At 69.5% G+C, this 15769-nt stretch carries 18 protein-coding genes; 13 read left to right on the top strand and 5 right to left on the bottom strand.

The features are described from left to right. Positions 1-66: 66 nt before the first annotated feature. The 6 genes from Q0568_RS11035 (at position 67) to Q0568_RS11060 (ending at position 6571) form a co-directional block, all read left to right on the top strand. Entirely contained in the window at positions 67-1485 is a 1419-nt protein-coding gene (locus tag Q0568_RS11035; RefSeq protein WP_298866362.1) for a DivIVA domain-containing protein, read from the top strand. A 329-nt stretch (positions 1486-1814) separates the two neighbouring features. Beyond that, positions 1815-2228, top strand: coding sequence for a Fur family transcriptional regulator (locus Q0568_RS11040; protein ID WP_298866364.1), 414 nt, complete (start codon positions 1815-1817; stop codon positions 2226-2228). A 62-nt stretch (positions 2229-2290) separates the two neighbouring features. After that, a complete protein-coding gene (locus tag Q0568_RS11045) occupies positions 2291-3268 on the top strand; it encodes a permease (protein ID WP_298866406.1) in 978 nt (325 codons plus the stop codon). Beyond that, the gene (locus Q0568_RS11050; RefSeq protein ID WP_298866366.1) at positions 3261-4046 is read left to right on the top strand and encodes a TIGR03943 family protein; all 786 of its coding nucleotides are present in this window, start codon (positions 3261-3263) and stop codon (positions 4044-4046) included. Before Q0568_RS11045 ends, Q0568_RS11050 begins: the two co-directional genes overlap by 8 nt. Before the next feature lie 262 nt (positions 4047-4308). Next, entirely contained in the window at positions 4309-5865 is a 1557-nt protein-coding gene (locus tag Q0568_RS11055; protein WP_298866368.1) for an Ig-like domain-containing protein, read from the top strand. 16 nt (positions 5866-5881) lie between these two features. Further along, positions 5882-6571, top strand: a complete 690-nt coding sequence (locus Q0568_RS11060) for a DNA-3-methyladenine glycosylase (protein ID WP_298866371.1) — start codon at positions 5882-5884, stop codon at positions 6569-6571. A gap of 54 nt (positions 6572-6625) precedes the next feature. On the opposite strand, the gene Q0568_RS11065 is transcribed toward Q0568_RS11060, so the two are convergent. After that, positions 6626-7636, bottom strand: coding sequence for a LacI family DNA-binding transcriptional regulator (locus Q0568_RS11065; RefSeq protein ID WP_298866373.1), 1011 nt, complete (start codon positions 7634-7636; stop codon positions 6626-6628). Continuing rightward, entirely contained in the window at positions 7626-8834 is a 1209-nt protein-coding gene (locus Q0568_RS11070; RefSeq protein ID WP_298866375.1) for a Gfo/Idh/MocA family oxidoreductase, read from the bottom strand. Before Q0568_RS11070 ends, Q0568_RS11065 begins: the two co-directional genes overlap by 11 nt. A gap of 190 nt (positions 8835-9024) precedes the next feature. On the opposite strand from Q0568_RS11070, the gene Q0568_RS11075 reads away from it, so the two are divergent. The 6 genes from Q0568_RS11075 (at position 9025) to rpsN (ending at position 12918) form a co-directional block, all read left to right on the top strand. Next, positions 9025-10290 carry an extracellular solute-binding protein gene (locus Q0568_RS11075; RefSeq protein WP_298866377.1) on the top strand — a complete coding sequence of 422 codons (1266 nt, stop codon included), beginning with the start codon at positions 9025-9027 and terminating at the stop codon, positions 10288-10290. After that, positions 10287-11246, top strand: a complete 960-nt coding sequence (locus Q0568_RS11080) for a carbohydrate ABC transporter permease (protein WP_298866379.1) — start codon at positions 10287-10289, stop codon at positions 11244-11246. Before Q0568_RS11075 ends, Q0568_RS11080 begins: the two co-directional genes overlap by 4 nt. Further along, a complete protein-coding gene (locus tag Q0568_RS11085; RefSeq protein ID WP_298866381.1) occupies positions 11243-12055 on the top strand; it encodes a carbohydrate ABC transporter permease in 813 nt (270 codons plus the stop codon). The genes Q0568_RS11080 and Q0568_RS11085 overlap by 4 nt, the downstream gene beginning before the upstream one ends. 147 nt (positions 12056-12202) lie before the next feature. Beyond that, on the top strand, positions 12203-12439 hold the full coding sequence (rpmB, locus tag Q0568_RS11090; RefSeq protein WP_285638363.1) for a 50S ribosomal protein L28: 237 nt from the start codon (positions 12203-12205) through the stop codon (positions 12437-12439). Further along, positions 12439-12609 (top strand): 50S ribosomal protein L33, encoded by a 171-nt coding sequence (gene rpmG, locus Q0568_RS11095; RefSeq protein WP_046014935.1) that lies wholly within the window; start codon positions 12439-12441, stop codon positions 12607-12609. Before rpmB ends, rpmG begins: the two co-directional genes overlap by 1 nt. Positions 12610-12612: 3 nt before the next feature. Continuing rightward, positions 12613-12918, top strand: a complete 306-nt coding sequence (rpsN, locus tag Q0568_RS11100; RefSeq protein ID WP_298866388.1) for a 30S ribosomal protein S14 — start codon at positions 12613-12615, stop codon at positions 12916-12918. Between the two features lie 111 nt (positions 12919-13029). Here the strand turns inward: rpsN and Q0568_RS11105 are convergent, their stop codons facing one another. Together Q0568_RS11105 and Q0568_RS11110 are read right to left on the bottom strand one after the other, a co-directional pair. Continuing rightward, positions 13030-13713, bottom strand: a complete 684-nt coding sequence (locus Q0568_RS11105; RefSeq protein WP_298866390.1) for an NAD(P)-binding domain-containing protein — start codon at positions 13711-13713, stop codon at positions 13030-13032. 31 nt (positions 13714-13744) lie between these two features. Then, positions 13745-14857, bottom strand: a complete 1113-nt coding sequence (locus Q0568_RS11110; RefSeq protein ID WP_298866392.1) for an LLM class flavin-dependent oxidoreductase — start codon at positions 14855-14857, stop codon at positions 13745-13747. Between the two features lie 94 nt (positions 14858-14951). Between Q0568_RS11110 and Q0568_RS11115 the strand changes: the two genes are divergently transcribed. Further along, complete coding sequence (locus Q0568_RS11115; RefSeq protein WP_298866394.1) at positions 14952-15425, top strand: MarR family transcriptional regulator; 474 nt, start codon at positions 14952-14954, stop codon at positions 15423-15425. A gap of 109 nt (positions 15426-15534) precedes the next feature. On the opposite strand, the gene Q0568_RS11120 is transcribed toward Q0568_RS11115, so the two are convergent. Then, the coding region (locus Q0568_RS11120; RefSeq protein WP_298866396.1) for a hypothetical protein at positions 15535-15769 on the bottom strand (235 nt) is incomplete at its 5' end.

Raw genomic sequence — 15769 nt, forward strand, 5'->3', positions numbered from 1 at the left:
CGACGGAATACGGGGGATGAGATCATGTACCCCGGGGGCAGAACACGTGAGAAAGGGTGACGTCCGGTGAGCGAGACGCACGAGTCCGACAACGCGCAGAACGGCGACTTCTTCGACCAGCTGCTGACCTCGAACCCGGGCAAGGAGCATGCATCGTTCACGCAGGGCTTCCGCGGGTACGACAAGGCCGAGGTGGATGCCGCCGTCGCCACGCTGCGCGACCAGGTCGCGCGCCTGACGAGCGACCGCGAGACCGCCGACGCCCGTCATCGGGAGGCTCTCGAGGCGCTCCGGGCCGAGCACGAGCGCGCGCTGGCCGATGCCGTCTCCGGCAACGACGAGCGCCTGGCGCGGCTCGAGGACGAGCTGACCGCGGCCCGTGCGCAGGCCGAGGATGCCGCGGCGCAGGTGAGCACCCTCGCCTCCGAGCTGAGCGAGGCGCCCAAGGACGCCGACGAGCCGCAGAGCCGCCAGCAGTTCGAGGCCGTGCTGCGCGTGGCCGAGGACCAGGCCAGCGTGCTCATCCACAACGCTGCCACGCAGGCCGAGCGACTGCTGCAGGCCGCCCGGGAGGAGGCAGAGGCCAAGCGCGCCGAGCTGGCCGCCGACATCGCGCGCATCACGGCCCAGGCCGAGCACGATGCGGACCAGGTGCGCCTGCGCATCGACACCGAGCTGACCGCCCATCAGGCGCGGCTGCAGCGCGAGTCCGCGCACGCCGCCGAGAAGGTGGCGCAGGCCGAGCAGGAGGCGGCGACCGTCCGCACTGAGGCCGAGAAGGGTGCCGCCGCCCTGCGCGCCATGGTCACCAGGGAGACCACTGATCAGCGATCGGATGCCGAGCGCGAGGTGCGCGAGATGAACGCCCGCGTGCTGGAGTTCGAGGAGACCCTCACCCGCCGCCAGGATGACGCGCAGCAGGAGTTCCTGGTGCTGCACAACCAGGCGGTCTCGCACGCCGAGCGCATCACCACCGATGCCAATGAGCAGGTCGCGGCGTCGCTCGACCACGCCCAGCGCATCTCGGCCAAGGCCGACGACTACGAGCGCCTGATGCGCTCGCAGGCGCAGGCCATCGAGGCCGAGGCGCAGGTGCGCTCGCGCGAGACGCTGGACCGCGCCCGCGCGAAGGCGCAGAAGATCATCGATTCGGTGACCGGGCACGCCACGGCGGCGCTGCGGGATGCCGAGGACCGCACCCGCCAGCTGCGCTGGCAGCAGCAGCAGCTGAACAGCTTCATGGCCGAGGTGCGCGAGCTGATCCGCCCCGAGGGCGTGCTCGCATCTCCGGCATCCGCTTCCGTGGCGGATGCCGGAGCGGATGCCGGCGATGCGGCGGATGCGGGCGACGCCCTCGACACCGAGCTCGGCGAGCTTCTCGAGACCTCCGGCGGCGACGCTTCGGACGCTTCGGACGAGGACGGCGCCCACGAGGACTACGCGGAAGAGGCTGAGCTCGAAGAGGAGGAGCCCTCCCGCTCCTGACCGCATCCCGTTCGCGCTGCACTTCTCGCTCGGCGCGGCGCAGATCTGCGCCGCGTTGGTCGATAACTGCAGCGCGGGGCGCGAGGCGCGTCGAGAAGTGCCGCGCGCGTCGAGAAGTGCCGCGCGGGGCCTGAGGTGCGCTGAGAACAGCAGCGCCGATCGACAACTGCCGCGCGAGGTCGGCAGGCGCCCGGTGCGTGCCCCGAGTGGTCAGGTCGTGCGCCCGGAACGGGCCGAGCGCGTGACCCGGGAATGCGCTGAGCGATCGCGACTCCCGTGCACGGCGAACGCCCGAGCAGTGCACAGCCACCCGGCCTAGACTCTGATGCATGGCTCAGCGGAACACCTGGCAGCGTGAGCGCGTGCGCGACGCACTCGCCGATGCGCGCGGTTTCGTGAGTGCGCAGACGCTGCATGCCGACCTTCGCCAGGAGGGCACCGGCATCGGCCTGGCGACCGTGTACCGGGCGCTGGCGGGGCTCGCCGCCTCCGGCGAGGCCGACTCGCTGCAGAGCCCCGAGGGCGAGTCGCTGTACCGCGCGTGCTCCACCCAGCGCCACCACCACCATCTGATCTGCCGCTCCTGCGGCCGGGCCGTGGAGATCGAGGCCAAGGACGTCGAGCAGTGGGCGCAGCGCACCGCCGCTGCCCACGGCTTCCGCGAGGCCGAGCACGTCGTGGACATCTTCGGCCTGTGCGCGGAGTGCGCCGCACGCCGTGACGCCGCCGGAGCAGGCGAGTGACGTCAGCCCCGCCGCGCACGACGGCCCCCACGGTGCATGCGCATCGGCATCCGCCCCGGCGTGTGCCGACCGGCCGCGCGATAGCCATCGGTGCCGGCATCCTCGCCGTGCTCGTGCTGATCGATGTCTTCGTGCCGAACCTGTTCTCCAAGGCTCTGCCCGACCGCGCGCAGGACGGGCTGACACTCACGCTCAGCGTGCTCATCGAGGCGCTGCCGTGGGTGATCCTCGGTGTGGTCCTGTCGATCGTCGTGCAGGTGTGGCTGCCCGCGGATGCCGTGCAGCGCTGGCTGCCCGAGAAGGCCTGGGTGCGCCGTGCCGTGCTCGCGCTGCTGGGCATGTTCATCCCGGTGTGCGAGTGCGGCAACGTGCCCTTCGCGCGCGGTCTGATGATGCGCGGCCTCGCTCCCGCCGAGGCGCTGACCTTCCTCATCGCGGCGCCCATCGTGAACCCGATCGTGATCCTCACGACGCATGCCGCGTTCGGCTGGGACGGCGGCATCCTCGTCGCGCGGCTCCTCGGCGGATACGCGATCGCGAACCTCATCGGCTGGATCTACAGCCGGCACCCCGACCCGCAGAGCCTGCTCACCGAGCGGTTCGTGGAGACCTGCGATCAGGTGGTGCACGAGCCCGGCTCGCCCACCCGCCGCAGCCTGATCCAGTTCCTCGTCGAGCTGCGCGCCGTGATGCCCGCCCTGGTGATCGGCTCGGCCCTCGCCGGCGCCGTGCAGGTGCTCATCCCTCGGGACGTGCTGCTGGCGATCGGCGCGAACCCCGTGCTCTCGATCCTCGCGATGGTCGTGCTCGCGATGACCGTCGCCATCTGCTCGAACGTCGACGCGTTCTTCGCCCTGTCGTTCGCCTCGACGTTCTCCTCCGGCGCGGTCATCGCGTTCCTGCTGGTGGGCCCGCTGGTCGACGTGAAGATGCTCGCGCTGCTGCGCACCACGTTCATCGCGCGCGTGCTGGCGGCGATGGTCGGCCTGGTCGTGCTGAGCGCCTGCGCCATCGGGATCGGGGTGAACGTCTTTGGCTGACATCCACCACGAGGAGCACCGCACAGGCCTCCACGCCATCGCCTCCCGCTGGCTCGGACTGGGTCTGGCGACCGTGGTCGCCGTGGTGACGCTCGGCCTGGGCGTCACCGGCCGGCTCACCCTGTACATCAGCCCCGACACGGTCTGGTTCGCCTGCGCGGCAGCCGTGGTGATGCTCGGGATGGCCGTCTGGTCGTGCACCCTGCCGCCGGGCGCGGAGGGCGACCACGACCACACCGGGTCGACGTCGAGAGCGGATGCCGGATCGCACCGGCGGCGGATGCTGCAGACGATCGCCGTCGTGACCGGCGGCGCCATCGCCTCGCTCGTCGTGCTCGCCGCGCTGGTGCTGCCGCCCGCGACCCTGTCCGCGCAGCTGGCGGTGTCGCGCGCGGGGGAGAGCACCGTGCTGTTCGCCGGCGCCGACGACGTGACCCTCGGCGTCGCCGACACGACGACGTTCGGAGTCGGAGACTGGGCCAGTGCATTCGCCACCTCGAGTCGCCCGGAGGAGCACGACGGCGCGTCCGTCACGCTCACCGGCTTCGTCACGCCCGGCAAGGGAGGGGATGCCGGCCTGACGAGGATGACCATCACGCACTGCGTGATCGACGCCCGCCCCGCCACCGTTCCGGTCGCGGGCGTCGCCGGCAAGTACGACACGGGACAGTGGGTCGAGGTCACCGGAACGGTGCACGCGGATGCCGACGGCACGCTGCGCATCGAGCCCACCTCGGTGAAGAAGGTCGCCGAGCCGAAGGACCCGTATGAGTACTGACGGCGACCAGCCCCTCACCAGGGCCGAGCTGCGCGCCCGACGTGCCGCCGAGGCCGCTCGCACCGCCCAGGACCCTCACGCCGCCCAGGAACCCGGTGACACTCTGGGGGCCGACACGCCAGATGTCGGCCCGATCCGGGGGATTCGTCCGCAATCTGGCGTGTCGGCCCCCGATCTGGAACCTCCGTCCCCCGAAGCACCGTCCCTCCGGCATCCGCGTCCGGCGATACCGGCTCCGACCTCGCCCATCACCACCGGACTCGTGGTCCCGTCCCCGCCCTACCGCCGTTCGTCGGAGACCGAGGATGCCGTCGGTCCGGCGCGCACCACGCCGGCGCCCGACCGCACGGCCGACCACGCCCAGGCCGGCGACCGCACGGCCGAACACGCCGCGGCGCCCGATGGCACGTCCGACCACGCCCACGGCCCGCGCCGGCCCGCGGACCCGCGCGGCCACCGCTTCACGATCACGCTCCTGTCCGTGCTCGGCGTGCTCGCCCTCGTGGCGGCAGGACTCGGCGTGGTGAGCCTCACGCAGGGGCCGCGCATCAGCCAGGCATCCGTGAACACCGAGCAGGCCATCCAGACCTCCGGCAGCCGCCTCACCCTCACGCTCAGCAGGCGCGTGGACGCGATCGACGCGAAGCAGGTCAGCATCACCCCGGGCGTGCCGTTCACGGTCGACGCGGCGGGCCGCAGCCTCGGCATCCGCTTCACGAATGCGCTGGACGACGCGACGAACTACACCGTCAGGATCACCGGCGTCGTCGCGGCGGACGGTGGTCCCGCAGCCGACCTGAAGACGTCGTTCACCACGCCGGCCTCCCGCATCCTGCTGCTGCAGCGCGGGCCGGGCGCGAAGAAGGACACCATCTTCACGACCGACCTCACCGGAAAACGGGCGACGCCGGTGTTCCAGCACGCGCGCATCGACGACTACCGGGTCACGGCCGACAGGATCGTCGTGGCTGTCGAGGAGAAGAGCGGATCGCGGCTGATCGTGATGAACCGCGACGGCTCAGGCCAGCGCGACCTGAAGCTGCCCGGGGTGGGCTACGTCTCCTCGGTGCAGCTCTCCGACCGGGGCGGGTACGTCGGCTACAGCTACTCCGATCGCGATCTCACCGAGACGTCGGGGCGTGCGAGCGTGCTGGTCACGCAGCCGCTGGACGGCAAGGGCAAGCCCCGCATCGTGCAGGTCGGCGGCAAGGACGCCGGCATCACGGAGTGGCAGTTCGTGCCGGACTCCTCGTCACTGCTGTTCGTCGACTTCGACGGCGCGCTCGGCCTGCAGGATGCCGCCGCGTCGCCCGACCTGAAGTCCATGGGCACCGCCGCCGGCATCCTCGGCATCAGCAGGGGCACGCATACGGCCGTGATCCAGCGCACGGACGGCACCGACGTGCAGCTCGATCTCACCGACGGCAAGGAGTCGCCTCTGCCGGCATCCGATCCCGACTACGGCGACGCCGACGAGATCATCCCCTTCCCCGGCGGCACCCTGCGGCACGTCACCCAGCGCGATGCGACCGGGATGCCCACCGGACAGGCCATCGTGCGCGTGGACGACAAGGGTGCAGCGACGGTCGTGACCGAGGTGAGCGGAACGGATGCCATCCAGCAGACCTGCGTGTCGCCGAGCGGCCAGTACGCGGCGGTCGTGATCGCCCCCGACCTGCCGAACAACCCCTATGACGACCTGCTGCTGCCGCTGCCGACCACGCTGCACACGCAGCTGTTCGACCTCAGCGGCAAGAAGGAGCTGCCCACCCTGAGCGGCTTCGACATCTCATGGTGCGGGCAGGCGCCGCAGCCGTGAGCACGAAGGAGTGGAGATGACGCGTTTCGCCGAGCGGGATGATCTGCTGGGGCTGCCCGTGGACGTGGCGCCGCACCTGCTGGGTGCGCAGCTGATCACCGTCGTCGACGGGGTGGAGACCCGGCTGCGGATCACCGAGGTCGAGGCGTACCACGGCAAGGGCACCGGGCCGGTTCCCGATCCCGGGTCGCACGCCCGGATGGGGTACACCGCGCGCAACGCCACCATGTGGGGCGAGTCCGGGCATCTGTACGTGTACCTCAGCCACGGCATCCACTCCTGCATCAACGTCGTCTGCGGCCCGGCGGGCGAGGCCGGCGGAGTGCTGCTGCGCGCCGGCGAGGTCGTGATGGGAGCGGATGCTGCCGCCGAGCGCCGCGGTGTGCCCACACCGCTCGGCCGCACGGCCCTGAGGGACCTCGCCCGCGGGCCGGGTCGACTGGCCAAGGCCATGGGCGTGCGGCACGCCCTGCACGACGGCATCGACATCGCGTCGGGGACCGAGATGAACGGCGCCACGGCGCGGCTGCTGCTGGCCGACGAGCTCGCGGACGTCTCCGCCGGCCCTCGCGTGGGCATCGCCGGCACCGCGGGCACCATGGCGTTCCCGTGGCGGTTCTGGATCACGGGCGACCCCACGGTGTCGCCGTTCCGCTGGGGGCGCGGCGCGGCCGACGCCGCTGCCGCGCTTCAGCAGGCTCAGTGACCCGGAGAAGGCGCGCTCGCTGACCCGGGGGCAGTAGGCCCGTCGCTCGAGTAGTCAGGCGTCCTGCGCGGGAGTGCAGCCGCAGGACTCGCGGATGCGGAGACGGGTCGGATACGCGCGATGCTCTCGCACGGCATCCGGGTCCATCAGCAGCTGCACGGCCGTCCTGGCCATCCGCTCCATCGGCTGCACGGCGGTGGTCAGCCGGGGCCACACGAAGTCCGCGACCACCGTGCCGTCGAACGACGCGATGGCGATGTCGTCTGGCACCCGCACTCCGTGTGCGCCGAACGCGGCCAGCATCCCGATCGCGATCTGATCGGATGCCGCCAGCACGGCGCGCGGCCGCGTCGGCCTGCGGAGCAGCTGGAGCGCGGAGTCGTAGCCGCCCCGGTAGCTGAATGGCGCGTGCATGAGGGCGCCCGGAGGCAGCTGCGCGGCGGAGAGGGCCTCGCGCCAGCCGCGCTCGCGCTCGTCGTAGCGCGCGGCGCTGCCGACGAACGCGATGTTCCGGTATCCATGCTGGATCAGGTGCTCGACGGCTTCGCGTGCTCCGCGCGCGAAGTCCACGCCCACGCTGTGCAGCCCGTCGGTCTCGCCGAACTGGCCTATGATCACGGTCGGGATGCCCAGCGATTCCACGAGGGACTGCTCGCCGGCCGTCAGCACGTCGGCGATGATCAGGCCGCCGATCTGCCGGGATGCCAGGTCTCGGATCTGCTCGGAGGTGGCGGTCTGCGTGCGGTCGGAGTTCACGATCAGCAGGGAGCGCCCCGCCTCATCGGCCGCCTGGTCCAGGGCGTGGCACAGTTCGGCGAAGAACGGGTTGCGGTTGTCGTACACCAGCAGGCCGAACATGTCCGACGATCCCTTGGACAGCGCGCGGGCGGCGGCGTTGGGGCGATAGCCCAGCACGCGCACGGCGTCGAGCACCCGCTCGCGGGTGAGAGGAGCGACGGACTTCGGTCCGTCGTTGAGCACGTAGCTGACGACGGCAGTGCTGACGCCCGCGTAGCGGGCGACGTCGGCTCGGGTGACCGAGCGGGGGCGGCGGTCAGCCGGCATCCGGTGCTCCCATGTCGGGGATGGTGAGGCGCTCGCCGCCTCGGCGGGCCGATTCGTGCGCGATGACGCCGGGCAGTGTGAACCGTGCGGCCCGCCAGGCGTTCACCGGCGGCAGCGTGTGGTCCTCCACCGCCCTGACGAAATCGTCCACGAGGAAATGGTGACTGCCCTCGTGCCCATTGTGCAAGTCCGCCAGTTCAGCCGGGATGCGCCGACGGTCCTCCTCGTGCACAGCCGCGTACCCCGAGACGAACGCGCCGCGCAGCGCCGGGGCGACATCGGCAAGCGACGGGTCGTCGGGGGAGATGGAGGGATGCGTGTCGATGAGGCGCGAGATGTCCTCGACGCCCTGCCGGTTCTGCCACACGGTGGTCAGGGCGAGCTGCTCGAAGGAGCCGTCGGTGCCGAACCAGCGGAAGCGGGACTCCCGCAGGTGCGACGGGTAGCCGACACGGCGGAACTCGTTGGTGCGCATGGATCCGCCGCCGGCGAGTTCGAACAGGGCGGTGGCGTTGGAGTAGTCGTTGTCGAACTGGCTCACGGCCCGGTCGAAGACCCCGTCGCCGCGCTGGTCGACCACGCCGATCGCGGAGACCGAGGTGGCGTGGGTGTCCCACGCGCCCAGCACCCCGCCGATGGAGTGCGTGGGGTACAGCAGCGGCGGGTAGCTGGCCGTGGCCTTCCAGTTCTCCCCTCCGGAGTACTGGTACGCCTCGTAGAAGCCCAGGTCCATGTCGTGGACGTAGTCGCCCTCGCCGTAGAACAGTCGCCCGAACTCGCCTGCGGCGACCTTCTTCCTGGCGAACACGGTGGCGGGGTTGTAGTAGCTGGTCTCGCCCATCATGTACGTCAGCCCGGTCTCACGGACCGCCTCGATGATCGCGCCGATCTCGTCGACGCTGATCGCCATCGGCACCGCCGAGTAGACGTGCTTGCCCGCCCGCAGCGCCTGCACGACCAGCGGGCCGTGCGTCCACCGCTGGGTGAAGATCGCCACGGCGTCGACGGCGGGCGACGCGATCATCTCCTCGAAGGATCCGAACGTGCCCGCAAGACCCGCGTTGCCGACCAGCTCGTCCGCGCGGGAGCGGATGACATCGGTGACGTGCACCGCGGAGACACCTGGATGGTGGTGGAACAGCGTCGCGAACTGACCGGCGAACTGCCCCGCGCCGACGAGACCCAAGGAGAACGGCATGTGAGCGAGTCTTCCATCGCGCGTCTACGGGTGTCAACATGGTGAGAGGCCCCGAATCCATGCCCCTCAGAATGGATTCGAAGCCTCTCTGTACCCCAGCGATCTACGCGGGTAACATATCATGAACCGAACGAATGCGCATCAGTTTTCTTCTGATCGACGATGACGCCGAGAACAGCGAGGACCAGACATGACGACAATCATCCGCTCCAAGCGTGCGCTGGCCGTGATCGCGGTGGTCGCGACGGCCGGATTCGGACTCACGGCCTGCTCCGGCGAGACCGGCGACGGCGGTGATGGCGGCAGCGTGAAGATCGAGATGCAGACCAACTTCGGGTCGACGGATCCGTCCCTCAAGGTGCTGCAGAAGATCACCGACGCGTACGAGAAGGACAACGCCGGCGTGAAGATCGATCTGGTGCCGTCGACCGACACCTACGAGGACGACATCAAGGTGCGGCTCGCCTCCAACGACATCCCCGACATCTGGGCGACTCACGGCTGGTCCCTGCTGCGGTACTCGAAGTTCCTCGAGCCACTGAACGACCAGGCCTGGGCGAAGAACTTCAACAAGGCGCTGGCGCCGGCGATGGAGAACTCCGACGGGCAGTTCTTCGCGCTGCCGATCGACACCGACGTCGCCGGCATCGTCTACAACCGCACGGTGCTGAAGGATGCCGGGATCGACCCGACGAAGCTCACCGACTGGACGGCGTTCGAGCAGGCGCTGAAGACGCTGAAGGATGCCGGCATCACCCCGGTCTCCTCCTCGGGCAAGGACAGCTGGTTCGCAGGCAACATCACCGACTTCATCGGCTCCGGCGACTTCACCCAGAAGCAGCTGGACGGGTTCAAGGACGGCACGTTCGACGAGCAGGGCTACACCCGCATCCTCGACCACATCTCCACCTGGCAGAAGAACGGCTGGTTCAACCCGGACTACTCCTCGGCCACGACCGACGACCTGGGCCGGGCGCTCGCCGAGGGCAAGACGGGCTTCGTGTTCGTGCAGAACTACCTGGTCGCGACGGCCCTGGGCTTCAATCCGAAGGCGGATCTGGGGTACATGCCCATCCCGTCCGAGAGCGGTCAGCCGTTCCTGGTCGGCGGCGAGGGCCGCGCCTACGGCGTCTCCAAGACGTCGCCGAACAAGAAGCAGGCACTGGACTACATCGCCTACCTCGCGGAGCCCGACAACCTGTCCCAGCTCGCGAGCTCGATCGGCGGCATCCCCGGCCTGACCGACGCCACCAGCGACCTGGGCGTGCTGCAGGACAGCTACGACCAGTTCGTGAAGCCCGGCACGCTGCCGCTGCAGCCGTACTTCGACCGGGTGTACCTGCCCGGCGGCATCTGGGACACCATGGTCACCACGACCGATGGCGTGATCACCGGTCAGATGAAGCCGGCGGATGCCGTGAAGCAGATGAAGTCGAGCTACGACTCGCTGCGATGACCACCGCGCGGGCGGTGCATGAGCCGAAGCGGGGGACCGCAGGGGGCGTCCCCCGCTTCGCGAAGGCCCCGCAGGCCGGCATCCCGCACTTCGCAGGGCGGAGCCTGAACCTGCTGTATCTGCCGGCGCTGGCCGTGCTGGGCGTGTTCATGCTGTGGCCGCTGCTGAACGGCGTGCTGCTGTCGCTGACGAACTGGGACGGCTTCTCGCCGGATCGGTCGTTCGTCGGCATCCGCAACTATCTGGCGCTGTTCGAGGATCCCAACTTCCGCACCGCGCTGGGCAACACGTTCCTGTACGGCGTGGGCTCCACGATCCTGCAGCAGGTGATCGGGCTGGGGCTCGCGCTGGCGCTGGACCGGCACGTGCGGGGCCGCAGCGTCGCGCGCGCCATCATCTACCTGCCGGTGCTGGTCTCGCCGGTGGTGATGGGCACCATGTACTACCTGTTCCTCTCGTACAACGGCGGCGGCCTCAACGACCTCGTGGTCGCCCTCGGCGGGCAGCGCACGGCATGGCTCAGCGACTCGGGCACGGCCATCGCCATCATCGTGCTGGTCAACTCGCTGCAGTTCGTCGGCATCTCGATGGTGATCTACCTGGCGGGGCTGCAGTCCATCCCCACCATGTACTTCGAGGCGGCCACGCTCGACGGAGCGAACGCCGGGCAGATGTTCCGCAGCATCACGCTCCCGATGCTCCAGCCCGCCTTCGCCACGAGCATCGTGCTGAACCTCATCGGCGGTCTGAAGCTCTTCGACGTGATCCAGGTGCTCACCGCCGGGGGTCCCGGCTACGCCACGCACTCGGTGTCCACGCTCATCGCCAAGATGTACTTCGGCAGCCAGCGCGCCGGCTACGCGTCGGCCATGGGCGTGGTGCTGTTCCTGATCATCGCGGTGTTCACGCTGGCGCTGAACACGCTGCTGAACCGGCGCAGGATGGAGCAGCTGTGAAGGCGCGGCTGGCCATCGGGGCGGGAGTGCTGCTGGCGGTCCTGCTGCAGCTGCTGCCGTTCTACATCACCCTGACCTCGGCGCTGAAGGCGCGCAGCGACCTGTCCTCGCAGTGGCTGCTGCCGACAGGAGGCATCCACTGGCAGAACTTCGCCACGGCCATCGAGGAGGGCGGCATCCTGCGGGCCATCGGCAACAGCGCGATCGTCACGCTGGGCGCCACCGTGCTGGTGTGCGTGCTGGGTGCGCTCGCCGCGTACCCGCTCGCGCGGCGCCCCACCCTCGGCAACAGGCTGGTGCTGGCCGGCGTGGTCGGGCTCATCATGATCCCGCCGCTGTCGATCCTGGTGCCGCTGTACTCGATGATGAGTCAGTGGCACGCCGTCAACACCTACTGGGGCACGATCCTGGTGATGACGGCCACGCAGCTGCCGCTCGCGATCTTCCTGTACACCGCCTTCATGCGGGGCCTGCCGGTGTCCATCGAGGAGGCCGCCTCCGTCGACGGGGCGAGCGCCGTGCAGGCGCTGTTCCGCGTCGTGGTGCCGATGCTCAAGCCGGTCACCGCCACGGTCGTGATCCTCACCAGCGTGAACGTGTGGAACGACTACGCGCTGAGCGTCTACCTCATGCGCAGTCCCGAGATGCGCACCATCGCACCCGCGACCGCCACGTTCTTCTCCGCCACCGCCAGCGACGTGGGGGCCGCGGCCGCGGCATCCCTGCTCTCCGCCCTGCCGGTGCTGATCGTCTACCTGGTGCTGCAGAAGTACTTCATCAAGGGCATGGTGGCCGGTTCGGAGAAGTGATCCGGTTCTGGTAGGCTGACTCCTTGTCTGTGCACACTCCTGTGCGCAGTTCGTGCGCCGGGTCCCTGAGCCAGTCGATGGGTCGGCGCGCAGACAAGGGATCTTGGGTGGGGCCGTCCGGCCCCACGGTATAGAAGGAGTCACAACATGGCAGCAGTGTGCCAGGTGACCGGTGCTGTTCCCGGCTTCGGTCACAATGTCTCGCACTCGCACCGCCGGACGAAGCGCCGCTTCGACCCGAACGTGCAGAAGAAGACGTACTTCGTTCCGTCGCTCGGTCGCAAGATCACGCTGAACGTGTCCGCCAAGGGCATCAAGGTGATCGACGCCCGTGGCATCGAGAAGGTTGTCGCTGACCTCCAGGCGAAGGGTGTGAAGCTCTAATGGCCAAGAAGGCACAGGACGTCCGTCCGATCATCAAGCTGCGTTCGACGGCGGGCACCGGTTACACCTACGTGACCAAGAAGAACCGCCGCAACACCCCCGACCGCCTCGTGCTGAAGAAGTACGACCCGGTGGTCCGCAAGCACGTCGAATTCCGAGAGGAGCGTTAAGACATGGCCAAGAAGAGCAAGATCGCCAAGAACGAGCAGCGCAAGGTCATCGTCGCCCGCTACGCGGAGCGTCGTGCCGAGCTGAAGAAGACCCTGGTCGACGAGACCGCGACCGACGAGGCCCGCGAGGCCGCTCGCGTCGGCCTGCAGAAGCTGCCGCGCAACGCGTCGCCGGTGCGCGTCCGCTCGCGTGACGCCATCGACGGCCGCCCCCGTGGTGTCCTCACGAAGTTCGGCATCTCGCGTGTCCGCTTCCGTGACATGGCGCACCGCGGCGAGCTGCCCGGCATCACCAAGTCGAGCTGGTAAGCACTTCCAGTCGAGAGGGGCGAGGATCTTCGGATCCTCGCCCCTCTCGCGTTCCAGGGCGGATGCCCGGATACCGGGCCGTCCGGATGCCCGGATGCCCGGCCGCCGGCCTCAGGCGGATCGTGGAGCGGCGCTCAGTGCCGCGCCGTGCTGCTCGGCCGCGGCATCCATCAGCTCACGCAGCCTGTCGGCGGTGACGTTCGCGCCGAACGTCGGGTAGCCGGGCTGCAGCACCACGCCGTCCGCCAGGGCTCCGGCCGGCACGGCGTCGAAGCCCAGCGCATCGACGAGTGCGGAGACCGCCGCGACGTCGGAGGCGTCGTCGCCGGCGACGGCGATGGCCTTGCGGCCGGCGCTGCCCGCAGCACGGGACTCGTCCTCGAGGTCGTGGTAGCCCATGTGGTTCAGCGCCTTCACGACGCGGGCGCCGCCGAGGAACGCCGCCACGATCTCGCTGGTCGAGGTGCGGGGATCGTCGAGATCGTCGCGGATGCCGTCGGTCTCCCACCAGTAGTTCATGGTGTCGATCACCAGCTTCCCCCGCAGCAGGCCGGCGTTCAGGGTGTCGTGCTTGCCGAGGGGGAGCGCGAGCACGACGATGTCGGCCTGGCGGATCGCCTCGTCGGCGTGCACCGCCGTGGCGCCGGGCACCAGCACCTCCACGGTCAGCGCGATGCGCTCAGGTTCGCGGGAGCCCGCGATCAGCACGCGGTAGCCGGCCGCGACGGCCAGCCGGGCCAGCGCCGTGCCGACCTTGCCCGCGCCGAGGATGCCGATGGTGGTGGGGGTGGTCATGGATGCTCCTCGAAGGCGGTTCTCGGCGGACTCAGGCATGGACGGCCTTCCCGTCCTTCGTGATCCGCGCGATGTCCCGGCTGGCGGGGCGCCAGTCGCCGGGGTCCTCGGCCAGCAGTTCGCGCACCCGCGGCGCGACCTTCTCGCCGAGCAGGCGGATCGTCTGCTCGCGGGCCTGCCGCGGCAGGTGAGTGATGTCGTACTTCAGGTCGAAGCGCGAGAGGCGGTTGTCGCGGAACGCCTTCGCCATCTTCTGCGCCACGGTCTCCGGCGCGCCGACGTACAGCGCTCCGGTGTCGACCTCCTCGGCGTAGCGCTCGGGGGTGGGCGGGTAGAACCCGCGCTCCCTGCTGAGCTGCTGCACCATCGGCTCCCAGTACCGCCAGTGCGCGTTCCTCGCGTCGTCGTCGGTCTCGGCGATCAGGCCGATGGAGTGCTGCGCGACCGGCAGCTCGCGATGCCCGAACTGCGCGAGCGCGCGCAGATACAGCTCGACGTGTCCGGCGAAGCGCTCGGGGCGCCCGCCGATGATGGCCATCATCAGGGGCAGACCGTGCTTCGCGGCGCGGATGACGGAGTCGGGGCTTCCGCCGATCCCGATCCACGTGGGGATGCCGCCCTCGGGCATCCGCGGGTGCAGTCGCACGTTCTCCAGCGGTGCGCGGTACCTGCCGGACCAGGTCACGCTCTCCTCGCGCAGCAGGCGGGTGAACAGCTCGAGCTTCTCGTCGAAGATCTGCTCGTACTCGGCGATGTCGTAGCCGAACAGCGGGAACGACTCGATCGCCGACGCGCGGCCCAGCACCATCTCGGCGCGGCCGTTCGAGAGTGCGTCGACGGTGGCGAACTGCTGATACAGCCGCACAGGGTCCTGCGTGGACAGCACCGTCACCGATGTGCCCAGACGGATGCGCGACGTCGCCTGCGCGGCGGCGGCCAGCAGCACCGGGGTGGCGGAGTCGACGGAGTCCTGCTTGTAGTGCTCGCCGACGCTGAACACGTCCAGTCCCACGGATTCGGCCAGCTGCGCCTCTTCGATGAGCAGGCGCACGGACTCGGCGTCCGTCATCACGCGGTCGCCGTCCGTGGCGACGTCGCCGAACGAGTTCAGCCCGAACTCGACGTCCTCGACCTGACCGGTCATCGCCTCACGACCTTCCCGTCGGTCCGGCCCTTCCGGATTGACGTGTCAATTCACCTAACCGTACGGTGGAGGCATCCATTCCCGAGGAGGCCGGATGAGCGCGGATGCCAGGCGCAGCACTCCCACGCCCGCGCAGTTGCGCGTGTGGCGGGACTACATCGAGACGGCCGGTGCACTGCAGCGGATGCTGGCGAGCAGACTGCAGACGGAGTCGGGGATGTCCATCGGGGACTATGTCGTGCTGCTGGCGCTGAGCGAGGCGTCCGCCCATGAGCTGCGCTCCTCGGAGCTCGCGGATGCCGTCGGCTGGGAGCGCAGCCGTCTGTCCCATCACCTCGGAAGGATGCAGAGGCGCGGCCTCATCGATCGCGAGAGCGGCCGGGGAGTGCGGGTGAGCGCGACCTCCGCCGGCCTCGAGCTGTTCCGCGCCGGCTCCGTGCCGCACCTGCGCGCGATCAAGTCCCTGTTCATCGATGCGCTCACGCCGGAGCAGCTGGAAGCACTGGGGGCAGCCGCGGCCGCACTGCGGGGCGCGGCAACGCCCGACACGCCCGGAGCAGAGGGCTGATTTGCCCGATGCCCGAGATCCACGTAAGTTATTACCTGTTCGCCCCAAGCGGTTGAGCGGAAGGCCTCCGGGTCCAGCTCCCCTCCAAGCAGCGAACCACCCACCTCCATCATCTGGAACTCCGGTTCACGATGAAGGGCCTTGGCCCGGGGAGCGTGGTCGTCCGGTCCAGATCGTCGATTTGACAATCTCGCCGCTGCGGATAAGCTAGAACGGTTGCCTCGGATACGGGGTAGCGGATCTGGTCTTGATCTTCACGGCGCGTCGGTTTGACAGCCTGGCTCGGACAGATAAGATTGTGAAGTTGCCCTTCGCGTCCTGCTTTTTTGGTGGGTGTGGGGGTG

Origin of the sequence: uncultured Microbacterium sp., from assembly GCF_937927635.1 — a bacterium.
In the GTDB taxonomy this organism is placed as follows: Bacteria; Actinomycetota; Actinomycetes; order Actinomycetales; family Microbacteriaceae; genus Microbacterium.

What these genes read in the sequence shown, in the direction of transcription:
- Q0568_RS11040 (WP_298866364.1), top strand. Translation starts at nt 1,815, where the DNA reads ATGGCTCAGCGGAACACCTGGCAGCGTGAGCGCGTGCGCGACGCACTC.
- Q0568_RS11060 (WP_298866371.1), top strand. Translation starts at nt 5,882, where the DNA reads ATGACGCGTTTCGCCGAGCGGGATGATCTGCTGGGGCTGCCCGTGGAC.
- Q0568_RS11065 (WP_298866373.1), bottom strand. Translation starts at nt 7,636, where the DNA reads ATGCCGGCTGACCGCCGCCCCCGCTCGGTCACCCGAGCCGACGTCGCC.
- Q0568_RS11070 (WP_298866375.1), bottom strand. Translation starts at nt 8,834, where the DNA reads ATGCCGTTCTCCTTGGGTCTCGTCGGCGCGGGGCAGTTCGCCGGTCAG.
- Q0568_RS11075 (WP_298866377.1), top strand. Translation starts at nt 9,025, where the DNA reads ATGACGACAATCATCCGCTCCAAGCGTGCGCTGGCCGTGATCGCGGTG.
- Q0568_RS11080 (WP_298866379.1), top strand. Translation starts at nt 10,287, where the DNA reads ATGACCACCGCGCGGGCGGTGCATGAGCCGAAGCGGGGGACCGCAGGG.
- rpmB (WP_285638363.1), top strand. Translation starts at nt 12,203, where the DNA reads ATGGCAGCAGTGTGCCAGGTGACCGGTGCTGTTCCCGGCTTCGGTCAC.
- rpmG (WP_046014935.1), top strand. Translation starts at nt 12,439, where the DNA reads ATGGCCAAGAAGGCACAGGACGTCCGTCCGATCATCAAGCTGCGTTCG.
- rpsN (WP_298866388.1), top strand. Translation starts at nt 12,613, where the DNA reads ATGGCCAAGAAGAGCAAGATCGCCAAGAACGAGCAGCGCAAGGTCATC.
- Q0568_RS11105 (WP_298866390.1), bottom strand. Translation starts at nt 13,713, where the DNA reads ATGACCACCCCCACCACCATCGGCATCCTCGGCGCGGGCAAGGTCGGC.
- Q0568_RS11110 (WP_298866392.1), bottom strand. Translation starts at nt 14,857, where the DNA reads ATGACCGGTCAGGTCGAGGACGTCGAGTTCGGGCTGAACTCGTTCGGC.
- Q0568_RS11115 (WP_298866394.1), top strand. Translation starts at nt 14,952, where the DNA reads ATGAGCGCGGATGCCAGGCGCAGCACTCCCACGCCCGCGCAGTTGCGC.